The 12,043-nt window shown below is 29.9% G+C and carries 7 protein-coding genes; 6 read left to right on the forward strand and 1 reads right to left on the reverse strand.

The window, feature by feature from the left end:
• Window positions 1–129: 129 nt before the first annotated feature.
• The 5 genes from JG776_RS04660 to JG776_RS04680 all read left to right on the forward strand — a co-directional run bounded on the left by JG776_RS04660 (window position 130) and on the right by JG776_RS04680 (window position 9,732).
• A complete protein-coding gene (locus tag JG776_RS04660; protein WP_291965153.1) occupies window positions 130–1,146 on the forward strand; it encodes a hypothetical protein in 1,017 nt (338 codons plus the stop codon).
• A 12-nt stretch (window positions 1,147–1,158) separates the two neighbouring features.
• Complete coding sequence (locus JG776_RS04665; RefSeq protein WP_291965154.1) at window positions 1,159–1,407, forward strand: cell wall-binding repeat-containing protein; 249 nt, start codon at window positions 1,159–1,161, stop codon at window positions 1,405–1,407.
• The gene (locus JG776_RS04670; RefSeq protein WP_291965156.1) at window positions 1,344–2,465 is read left to right on the forward strand and encodes a cell wall-binding repeat-containing protein; all 1,122 of its coding nucleotides are present in this window, start codon (window positions 1,344–1,346) and stop codon (window positions 2,463–2,465) included. Before JG776_RS04665 ends, JG776_RS04670 begins: the two co-directional genes overlap by 64 nt.
• A gap of 117 nt (window positions 2,466–2,582) precedes the next feature.
• Window positions 2,583–3,425 carry a cell wall-binding repeat-containing protein gene (locus JG776_RS04675; protein WP_291965158.1) on the forward strand — a complete coding sequence of 281 codons (843 nt, stop codon included), beginning with the start codon at window positions 2,583–2,585 and terminating at the stop codon, window positions 3,423–3,425.
• Window positions 3,412–9,732 carry an Ig-like domain-containing protein gene (locus JG776_RS04680; protein WP_291965160.1) on the forward strand — a complete coding sequence of 2,107 codons (6,321 nt, stop codon included), beginning with the start codon at window positions 3,412–3,414 and terminating at the stop codon, window positions 9,730–9,732. The genes JG776_RS04675 and JG776_RS04680 overlap by 14 nt, the downstream gene beginning before the upstream one ends.
• A 27-nt stretch (window positions 9,733–9,759) precedes the next feature.
• Here JG776_RS04680 and JG776_RS04685 read toward each other — a convergent pair whose 3' ends face one another.
• On the reverse strand, window positions 9,760–11,223 hold the full coding sequence (locus JG776_RS04685; protein ID WP_291965162.1) for an aminotransferase class I/II-fold pyridoxal phosphate-dependent enzyme: 1,464 nt from the start codon (window positions 11,221–11,223) through the stop codon (window positions 9,760–9,762).
• 183 nt (window positions 11,224–11,406) lie between these two features.
• Between JG776_RS04685 and JG776_RS04690 the strand changes: the two genes are divergently transcribed.
• The gene (locus JG776_RS04690) at window positions 11,407–11,988 is read left to right on the forward strand and encodes a 50S ribosomal protein L25 (protein ID WP_291965164.1); all 582 of its coding nucleotides are present in this window, start codon (window positions 11,407–11,409) and stop codon (window positions 11,986–11,988) included.
• The last annotated feature ends 55 nt before the right edge of the window (window positions 11,989–12,043 follow it).

A 12,043-nucleotide genomic window follows, 5' to 3' on the forward strand; every position in this document is an offset into this window, starting at 1 on the left:
TGTAGTTAATTTAATTTTACCAGGCATCTAAAACAGGTGCATATTTTTTTTGTAAAAAAAATATGCTGGGGCTACGCCCCAACATTTATTATAGAACCAAATTAATATAAATATAAAGGAGTAGATTTGATGAAAAAAACAAAGGTATTAATATCCATTTTATTAATACTAATTCTATCAACTGCATCATTAATAGTTCTTGCAAATACAAAGGATTATGAGTATAACAATGAACAATCCACAGTGCTTTTAGAAAAAATGATTGAGGCGGACATTAAAGGAGAAGAATTAATAGTAGATGATTCGGAGGTAAACGGACTTATAAACAAAATACTTTCATATAAAAATCAATTTGGTTCAGCTAAAGTAAATAACTTCAATATTAAATTTTTAGAAGATGAAATAATGTTTATCGGTAATGTTTGTTATAATAATAAAAATTTTCAACTCTCATCAACAGGTAAATTATATTATCAAAATGAGTATATGTATTATTCTCCAAGAAATTTTAAAATAGGTAAGATAAATTTACCAAAATCCTTTGTATTTAGTATATTAAACAAACAAAGTAAGCTAAAGGAATATATAGATAGGGATGCAATTAAAATTGATGTAAACAATATATTAGGCAATATTGAATCTATAGAAATTAAAGAATCTAAAGCAAAAATTATAATCAAAAAAACACAAATAAAATTATTTGCAGATTCAACAACAAAGGATCAAACTAATCTGCCAAAGAATGAAAACACAAATATTGAAAATAAACAAGTTTCAAATAATAACACCAACAATAAACCAAATGTTAATACCAACACAACAAATAAACAATCCAGTAAAAGTGCCAATAAATATTCAAGTGAGGATGAATATAAAAAGGTATTATTAAAACAACTAAACAGTGAATTAAATATTGTATCGTCAAAACTTTCAACATCAAGTCAAAAAAATCTATTAAATAAAATAAAAAATGTAGTAAATAAAATGATTGCAAATCCAGATTACAACTATAATAAAGATAAGCCAGTTATACTTTCAGACTATAGCAAACTATCTACAGAAGAAAAAAACGATTTTAAAATAAAGGTCTTAATAAACACAAGTCCATCATTAAGAACTCAGCTTTTAAGCCTATTTATAAAATAAGGTGGTGTTAAATTGAAAAGAAAACTATTTTTATCAATAATAATATTCTTAATAGTTCTTATGCCTAAAACATTAGCACAATCTCAAAGGATAGGTGGAGAAGATAGGTATCATACAGCAGTATTAATTTCACAAAGCAAATTTGAAACGAGCCAATATGCTGTTATAGTTACAGGAGAGGATTTTCCAGATGCTTTATGTGCAGCACCTTATGCAAAGGCTATAAATGCACCAATTCTTTTAACAAAAAAAATAGTTTAAATCTATACACAAAAAACGAACTTATAAGACTTAATGTAAAAAAGGTATATATAATTGGAGGAACTGGTGCAGTTTCGCAGGTAGTAGAGGAAAACATTAAACAATTAGGTATACAAACCGAAAGAATATCAGGCAATAGTAGATATGAAACATCAGTAAAAATAGCTAATGAATTAAAAAAATTAACTCCATATACAGAAGTTTTCTTAGCATCAGGTGAAAATTATCCCGATGCACTTTCAGCAGCATCAATCGCAGCGATAAAGGGAACGCCTATTTTATTAACAAAAAAAGCTGAACTACCAAAGGTTATCGAGGACTTTACAAAACAGACATCAATAACTAAAACTTATATTATGGGATCAATAAATGCTATATATGGTATAGTTTCAATGAAAATGCCAAATCCAATAAGAATTGGAGGAAACAATAGATTTGAAACAAATATAAAGCTTATACAAAATTTTTCACAACAGTTGAATTTAAATAAAATATATCTGTCTATAGGGCAAGGTTCAACAGGAAGAGAATATGCAGATGCATTAACAGGAGCAGTAGCATCTGCAATAGATAATACAGCAATACTTTTAACAAAAAGTGATTTAGTAAATGAAGTAGAGATGTTTGTAAAATATAACCTTTATAATACAACACAGCTAATTGTATTAGGTGGAACCAATGCAGTATCATTAGTACAGGAAAATAAAATTAACAACTTAATAAAGCAAATTCCAAATGAAGACAAATGGAAGGATATTAAAACTGTAATGGGATTTAATAAATACGAATTAATAGATATAAAGATGAGGTTAGAAAGATGCATAATTTTAGGAAAAACAACAAGAGAAAGGGAAGCATTGACACTTGCAACAACGATAATTTCAAAAATTTTAGACAACCCAGAATATGATTATTCAAATGATGTTGAAGAAATGAAAAGGCTTAAAGCAAATTTAACACAATCAGAAAAGGATAATCTACTTAATATTTTTATTGATAACTTCATTGATTTAGATTTATCAAAGATTTACAATCTAAAGACTGAATTAGGATTATAAGGGCAGGTTTTTCCTGCTCTAATTTTATGTCGATAATTGTAGAATAAAAAAGATTGAAAGTCATAACTCAAACCAGTAAAATACTATATGAGTATTTTTTAAAAAAGGAGGGTTATGATGAAAAACAAAAAAATTTTTGCCTGCATACTTAGTTTAATGGTAATCATACTATTAAATGTAAGTGTTATGGCACAAACAGATAATCTTTCAAGAATTGAAAGATTAAGTGGGGAAGACAGATTTAAGACATCTGTTGCAATTTCTCAAAATGGCTGGAAATCTGCAGAAAACGTAATAATTGCCTATGGCAGGGATTTCCCCGATGCATTATGTGCAACACCATTGGCAAAGAAATTGAATGCACCAATATTACTTTCAGAGAAAAGTAGACTAACTGCAGAAGTTGAAAATGAATTAAAACGTTTAAGACCACAAAATGTTTATTTAATAGGTGGTACTGCAGTTATTACAACAGAAGTTGAAGCACAAATTAAAGGTGCATTACCAAATGTACAAGTAAAAAGAATTGCTGGTGCAGATAGAATTGAAACATCTATAGAAGTAGCAAAATTACTTAATTATAACGGTAAATTAGTAATTGCGTATGGTTGGAATTATGCAGATGCTCTATCAATTGCACCAATCGCAGCAAAATATGAAATGCCAATAATATTATCAAGAACAAATGAATTAAAAAATACTGTACAGCAATATTTACAAGGAAAAAACATCAATAAAGCTTATATTATAGGTGGAACTGCTGTTATTTCTGATAATATTAAAAATAGCTTACAGAATGCAGAGAGAATTTTTGGTTCAAATAGATTTGAAACCAACTATGAGGTATTAAATAAGTTTAAGAACGAAATAAACTTTGAAAGTATATACGTTGCAATAGGTATAGGCGATGGAAAGTTTGCAGACGCGTTATCAGCATCATCATTAGTTGCAAAAAAATAATGGTGTTTTAGTATTAAAGAGTAGCACAACAGACCATCAAAATTCAATTTTACAAAAGACAAAAGCTTTATTAAAGGAAAATTCAAACGTTAAATCAAAAATAATTGCACTTGGAGGAGAGGCAGTTGTACCTCAAGCCTCAGTGGAAGGAATATTAGATGAACAATTAATGTTAAAAATTACATCTCAATATTCAAAGGATTCTAATGTAAATGTTGTAATCTTAGGTGATGAAATAAAGTACTATGATTCAACAGTAAATGCAAATGTATATATATATGGAAATAAGGCTCATTTACAAAATGTAACAGTAAACGGTGAAGTTGTTGTAGACCCAGGCAGTAGTGGGGAGGCTACATTAGAAAACGTCAAGGCTACAAAAGTAACAATTCTATCAGGAGCACAAAATAGTATACATTTAGTAAATAGTGAAGTACAAAATGTAGAAGTAAAGGCAGAACAAAATGTAAGACTTGTTGCAGAAGGAACGACAAAGGTTCAAAAGGTTGAAGTAAAATCTGATGCAAAAATTGAAGTAAAATCAAATGAAACACAAATTACAAAGATAGAAGTTGCATCAGAAAACAAAAATACAGTGGAATTTAAAGGACAAATAAATTCAGAAGTTGAAATAAAAACAAGTTCTAAAATTATAGCTGCAGAAGATACAAAAATTGAAAATATAAAAGTTACGACAAGTACAGATGAAGTAGTTGAAATTAGTGGACAAGTTGGTAATGTAGTAGTTGAAACAGAAACAAAGATTGAATTAAATGAGGCTGTTGTTGATAAGGTAGTCGCAAATGAATCTGTTGAAATAAAGGGAGATGAAAATTCTCAGGTTAAATCAACAGAAGGTCAAGGAGAAATAAAGACAGAAGGAAATGTTGTAGTTGGACAAACAAAACCAGTAGAAACACTAACAGTAACTCCAAAGGAAGTAATAATAAAGGTAGGAGAAAGTGCAAAATTAACAATAAATTATACACCAGAGGATACAACAGATAAACTAAGCATAGCATCAACAAACACAGAGGTAGCAGAAGTAAGTTCAGATGGAACAATAACAGCAAAGAAAGCAGGAGAAGCTGAAATAGTAGTAACAATAGGTCAAAAGGAAGAGAGAGTAAAGGTAGTAGTAGAAGAGGAAGTTGTTGTAACTGGGAATATAATAAAATTTAACATTAATGGATTAGACTTAACTAATGTTACTAAAGTTGAAATTGACTATATGAAAAATGAAGAAATATTTAAAACTGAATTAGATGCTAAATATCAAATGATAGTAGAAGATGAACAAGTTAAATTATTAGGTGCAGTAGCATATGTAAGGGATGAAAACAACAATATTCATATGTATGCGTACTCATTAGACAGAGAAGTTAAATTTGATAATAATATTGTTGAACTTACACTTGAATATGATTTTGTTAATACTATTACACCACAATTAGTAATCAATCAAAATGGTGATAACTTAGAATATAGTGTTTTGTTTATGCAAGAAGAGGAGCATAAATTTATAGCACACTTTACTAATGATTTAAAGGACAAAGTTGAAATAATTAAAGATGGCAATGTTTTATACACATTATATTCTGAAAAGGGAGAATACGTTGATTACGTAAAAATTCCACAAGAACTTGAAAAAGGTGAATATTTAATTAGAGTAACAAGAGATTTTGGTCCACTATATGGAATAAAAACAATAGAAAGTGTTATGAACATAGGAACTGAAATTGTTGATGAAAATGCAACAAAAATTAAAGTAAACTTAAATGGTTTAGATCTTACAAATGTGGAAGAAATATCAGTTAATTATGAAATAAGAAATAGGCTTGATGGATCAATTGTTGTTTCAATGCAAAAAGGTATTTTAAATGAAAACAATGAAATAGTTCTATCACTTACTGAGGGTGAATATTTAATTAATTTAGATCTAATTTTTATAAAAACAACTGACAATAACAATTACACAATTTTTGCAGATTTAAACAAAGATATTATAGCTGGTCAAGAAGAAAGTATAGATATTGATTTAATGAAGGTAAATATACAAATAAATAATCCACAAGAATACGATATAAAGGGTGTTATTATACATTATTCAGATGAATATTTTTTAGGATTTTTAGGTTTTTCAACTGTTTATAATCAAGTATATACATTAAAGGGTGAGTACAATAATATTTCATTAGTATTCCTTGAAGAAAACTATAAAAGAAAGTACTTTATATTGACTGATGAATCAATATCTCCTGAAAACAATAGCTTAGTTACAGATTTTTCAAATTTATCAAAGCTACAATTAAATTTACAAAATGCACCAGATGATAATATATATTTTTCTATTATTTTAAATAACAATTATAGTGTTGCCTTTGATACTTCAGAAGTATATGTAACAAAAGGTAAATATGAAATAACTAATATGTTCTTTGAATATAGTAACAATAATTATACAATTACAGGAAACAAAGAATTAGAATTAAATGAAGATACAGAGCTTAATGTAGATCTTCAAAGGGCAGAAAAATGTGAATTAGAAATCTATGGTAATTTATTACCTGGAGAAAATATTTATTATTATATGCAGGTTAAGACTGTAGATGGAATGGATATTTTCAATCACAGTGGTAGTGATGATAAGATTGAAATTTTAAAGGATGGACAAGTTATTTACCAAACACAAGCAGATAAGAACAGTAATAGTTTTAAAATGCCAGAAACATTAGAACCAGGCATATATACATTAAGAATAACAAGAGATATGGGACCTCTTTATGGTTTTGTTTCAGAGGAAAAACAATTTGAAGTTTATAATGTTAACAAAATAAAATTCAACTTCACAGGAATAGACCCTGAAACAATTGTAGATGCAGTTGTAGAATATCAAATAAATGAAGAAACAGAAACCAACCCATTAAATTCAAATTTTGAGCTACTTCTAAATGAAGGAATTGGAAATGTATTTGTAAAAAACATATACTTCTATCTAAATGGAGAAAACAGACAATATGAGTATGTAGTAGAACTTAATAAACAAGTAGAAATCTTAGGAGAGTATACTGAATTTGATGTTAATTTAAACATAGTAGGTGAACCAGAACTACAATTGCCTGAATATATTAATCTTGATGAAGAATCAACTTGTTGGTATATGATTCAATATAAAAATGAAGAAGGAAATATTATATATGAATCATCACCAGACAGAGAAGATAAAATTCAATTAATCAAAGATGGAGAAGTTGTATTTGAAACTACAGGAAGCAATCAATTTGAATTACCATATATTGATGAATCTGGAACATATACCGTTAGAATAACATCAAATTTAGGACCACTTTTTGGTGAAGTAACATTTGAAAAAGAAGTAGAGATGGGATATGGAATATTGGTATATAATACTGTGAAAGTAAACATAAACAATTTTCCAAAGGAAGAAATAGAAGAAGTAAAGGTATATTGGGAAATGTTGTATGGTATATGGGAATTAGATCACATATATACAACAGATAGATACTCCACATTAAATGAAAATTTTGAAATGGAACTTAAAGATTATGTGCCATATTACGGCATGTATCCATATATATACAAAATAGAAATAAAAACAAAGGATAACAGAATTTACGAAACTGTATTAGACAAAGAATACGAGTTATCACCTGAAGGCTATTTCGAATTAGATGTAAATTTAAACCCAGTAAATATAATCCTAAATGATTCAAGATTTGGCGAAATAAAAAATGTAGAAATAGCTCAAAAATTAGACTATATCTATCTTCTTGCAAGTGCACAAAATGATAATAAGGTGTATATAGCAGACGATGTATATTATGTATATTATGTTTATTTAAATGATGAATATGGACAAAATATACTTATTAGAGAAGACTTTAAAATAGACAACAGATTTGACAAAATAGAATTAGACACTAACAACCTAAGCCTCTTAAAGTTAAATATAACTGGAATTGAAGAAGAAGTTGATAAAATATCAGCAGATATTATTTCAGGTTTGACTATAGGGCTACCATACATTAATTTAGGAAAATCTGGGGAAATATATGCAACACAAAATGATTACTATCTAAATACAGTAAGAATTGAAAAGGGCGAAGATGTTTATACTAAAAATCCATATGAAGAAATTAATCTATTCGAGGATAAGACAATCGATGTTGATTTTGGCGTAATTACAGAAGTATATTTTAATGATAATATTATTCCAAAAAATGATTATTGGATAGATATAAGTACACACGACTTAAATGGTAACTATATACAATATTGGGATAGTTACAAGTATCCAATAGTAGTAAAAATATTAGACGAAGCAGGAAATGTTATATATCAAACAGAAACAGATGATGGACGAGTAAACATTAATGAAAAATTAGCACCAGGACAATATACGCTTCAAGTAGAAAGGTACTTTGGTTCAGTTTATGGAACAATAAATACTACAAAGCCAATAACTGTAGATGACTATGTAACAATAAAGTTAAATTTAGAAGGTATTGATGTAAATAACTTAACAGAATTATCAGTAAGCTATGAAGTAGAAAAGGCAGACGGTGTAGATTACAGATATAGAGATCTAATAAATGATCCAGATAAGGAAATATGTGTAGAAAAAGAAGCAAATAAAGTAGTTATAACTGGATATGAGTATGCTATTGGTGATGAAAATTCAGATAGTCCATGGCACTACTATAAATCAAAAACTCAGGAAATATATATTGATAACAATCAAAACGAAATGACAGTAGTTGAAAACCTTGGTTCAGAAATTGTAGATGCAAAAATAACTATAGATGGAGAATTGATTCCAGGGAATACTGTAGTATTTGACATTTACGGAATAACAAATGATGGAGGAGAAGTTGGTTGTATAGGTGCTATTAAATTTGAAATGTATGATGAATTTAATAATTTAATACTTGAGAATGATGGAAATTTCTTAGAAATACCCAACACATTACAACAAGGAGTATACAAGATTAGATTGACTCAAGACTTTGGCCCATTATATGGAGAAGTAGTAGCAGAAGAAGAAGTAATGGTTGAATTTAAAAAGGTAAAAATAAACATTGATGGAATAGATTTAACTAATGTAGAAAGAATAGATGTTTATGGAACAATCAATGATTTGGACTATCAAGGCTGGAGCACACAAAACTTTGAATTTGTGCTATCTAAAGATGCAGAAAAATTTGCAATAGATTATATGAATATATTTGTTAATGAACCAGTTGATTCTGAAAATTATATTGAGTATGTCTATTATATTAGACCAAATATCGAGTTAGAATTACAAAATCAGATAGAAGAAGTAACACTAAATATAGCAGCAGATACTGTAGAGTTAAATATTTATGAATATAATTCAAACTTTTTACCAAATGGAAATATTTATTATGGCATCGCTCTAAGAAGCATAGATGGAAATGAAATAGTATATGGTATGTATCATGATTTTGAAATGGATAAAATTCAACTTATAAAAGATGGCACTATAATAAAGGAATTTGAAGTATCAGGTTTTGATAGCTACTTTACTTTACCTGAAGACATAGAACCAGGCTTATATACAATAAGAGTTATTAGAGATTTTGGCCCACTATACGGTGAAGTAGTTGCAGAAAAAGAAGTTGAATTCAACTTCAAAAAGATTAAAGTAACTCTTGAGGGAATAGACGAAAATCTACTTAATATGGCAACTGATAAGTATTTATACTATAGTTATAGTAATGCAGAATATCTATATAATAGGGATGCAGTAGTTTTCAATAGTGATAAAGAATTAATAATAAATATTGCAAATACAGATAATATTTGCTTAGAGTCTGTTAATTTGAATTTTTATGATGGTGAATCAAGCTATATGTACTATTTCAGTCTTAACGACTACAGAGAACTAAATGACAATCTTACTGAAGTAGTAATAAACTTAAGCAAAAAAGAAGAGGGAAATTTATATATTAGTGATACTTTATATTCTGGGGATTATATATCCTACGACATTGACTTTATGACATTAGATGGTGTAAATATTAGCTATAACAAATATGTATCTTCAGATGAGTTAGGATTAGACAAGATTGAGATAATAAAGGATGGAGAAGTTGTATATGATACCTTCAGCGGTGGCTATGTATATGGCAATTGGAGTACAGCAAACTTTACACTACCATCAGAATTAGAAGAGGGTACATATACAATAAGAGTAACAAGATATTTAGGACCTCTTTATGGTTTTGCTACTGTTGAAAAACAAGTACAAATCTTAAACAACTAAAAAAATCCACCCGATTGGGTGGATTTTTTACATATCTAAAACTTTAATATATTCAACATTTGGATCTTCAGTTCCCTGAACATATAGGTTTGCATCCTTTAGAGCCTGAACGTAATCTATAACCTCTTCGTTTATAATCTCACCAGGACATACTATTGGAATACCTGGAGGATATGCAAGAAGGAACTCTGCTGAAACAAGCCCGACACTTTCCTTTAGTGGAACACATCTCTTTTTACCATTAAAGGCCTGTCTTGGAGTAACGGCCCTCTTAGGAATTCCAGGTAGGTCAAGAACGCTTCCTATTGCAGGTCTTGTTCCATAGTATCTATCTGAAATTTCCTTAAGAGCAGAAATAAACTTATCCATCTTCTCCTTAGTATCTCCAAAGGAACCAACCGCAAGTATGTTGTATAAATCTGATAGCTCCATCTGTATATGGTACTCATCTGCAAGTATTTGGTCAAGCTCATATCCTGTAAGTCCAAGCCCCTTACAGTTTACTGTAATCTTGGTTGGGTCAAAGGAGAAGGCACCAGGCTGTCCAAGTATCTCTTCACCAAAACAATATAACCCTGGTATCTTGTTTATCTCACGTCTTGCGTAGGTTGCAAGTTCTATTGCCTTATCTAAAAGTTCCCTTCCTTTTGTTGCAATTTGCATTCTTGCAACATCAAGGGAAGCCATAAGAGGGTAAGATGGGCTGGTTGTTTGTAGTAGATTCATAATCTGCTGAACTCTATTTATATCAACCCTTCCTGCTCTAACCTGTAAAAATGACGCCTGTGTCATTGCACCAATAATCTTATGGGTGCTTTGGGCACAAATATCAGCACCCGCCTGCATAGCAGACATAGGTAGTTTTTCATTAAAACCACAGTGTGGTCCGTGGGCTTCATCAACTATAAGTGGAATGTCGTAGCTGTGTACAATATCTGCAATCTTTTTTATATCCGTTGCAACACCATAGTATGTAGGATTAATAATCAAAACTGCCTTTGCATCTGGATTTTCCCTAAGAGTTTTTTCAACCGTCTCAGGTGTTACATTATGTGCAATACCAAGATTCTTATCAACCTCAGGTTGCATATAAACAGGGACTGCACCAGATAAAATAATACCTGCTGTAACAGACTTATGTACGTTTCTTGGGATTATTATCTTATCCCCTTCTCCCACAACAGACATAATCATTGCCTGAATTGCACCACTTGTCCCGTGGATTGAAATAAATGCCATATCAGAACCATAGGCATCAGCCGCAAGCTTCATTGCCTCCTTTATAGGCCCCTTTGGGTGGTGCAGGCTGTCAACTAATTTAAATACAGTAACATCGATTGAAAGTATGTTTGTACCAACAAACTCCTTAAACTTATTATCCATTCCATCGCCCTTTTTGTGCCCAGGTACATGGAAGGGAATAGTGTCTCTTTTTACATATTCCATTAAAGCATCAAATATTGGTGTTTTAGTTTGATCCATCTTATACAATGTAATATCCACCCTCTTTCTTATATAGTGAAACCTTAATAATTATATTCCACTCTATATAAAAATGCAATTATCTATATAAAATTTTTTCCTTAATTTTTAATAATATTCAATGTATAAAAAATAACTTTATAGGGAAAACTCCTCTAATGTAGCAGAGTGTTGTAAAAAGGAGGAGTAAAAATGCAAATACAAGCAAAGGTTAGGCAAAGGGTTTCAAAGACTGAAAATCATAGGCTAAGAAAAAGTGGCAAACTTCCTGCTGTTATATATGGACTAAACAGGGAAAACTTTAATATTGAGGTTGCAATGGAGGATGTCTTTGAGGTTTTAAAAAAGGATGGTCCCCACGCAATAGTTGATATTAACGTAGATGGAAAACACGAAAATGCAATGATAAAGGATATACAGAGGGACCCGATCGATGGTAAGGTTCTCCACGTTGACTTTGAAAGGGTAGAGGGAAGCAAGAAGGTACATACAAAGGTTCCAATAAACTATACAGGAGAGGACTACCTAAAATCCCGTGGTCTTTTAATTCAAAAGGAAATATCCTATGTTGAGGTTGATGCCCCTGCAAATAGAATACCAAAGAACATCACAATAGACCTATCCAGCATAACAGGAAACTATAAGGTAACCCTAAAGGACGTTGAAATAGCAGAGGAGATTGCAATAGACCTTCCAGAGAATGCAACAATAGCACAAATATACTATCTAAAGGAAGAAAAAAATCAGGACACAGTGGAAGTGCAGAGTATGTAACTCTGCATTTTTCTTTTTTAATCAATTTCAAAAAAATATTAAATTTTATTGTAAA

Source organism: Caloramator sp., assembly GCF_020054765.1.
Classification (GTDB): Bacteria; Bacillota; Clostridia; order Clostridiales; family Caloramatoraceae; genus Thermobrachium; species Thermobrachium proteoclasticum.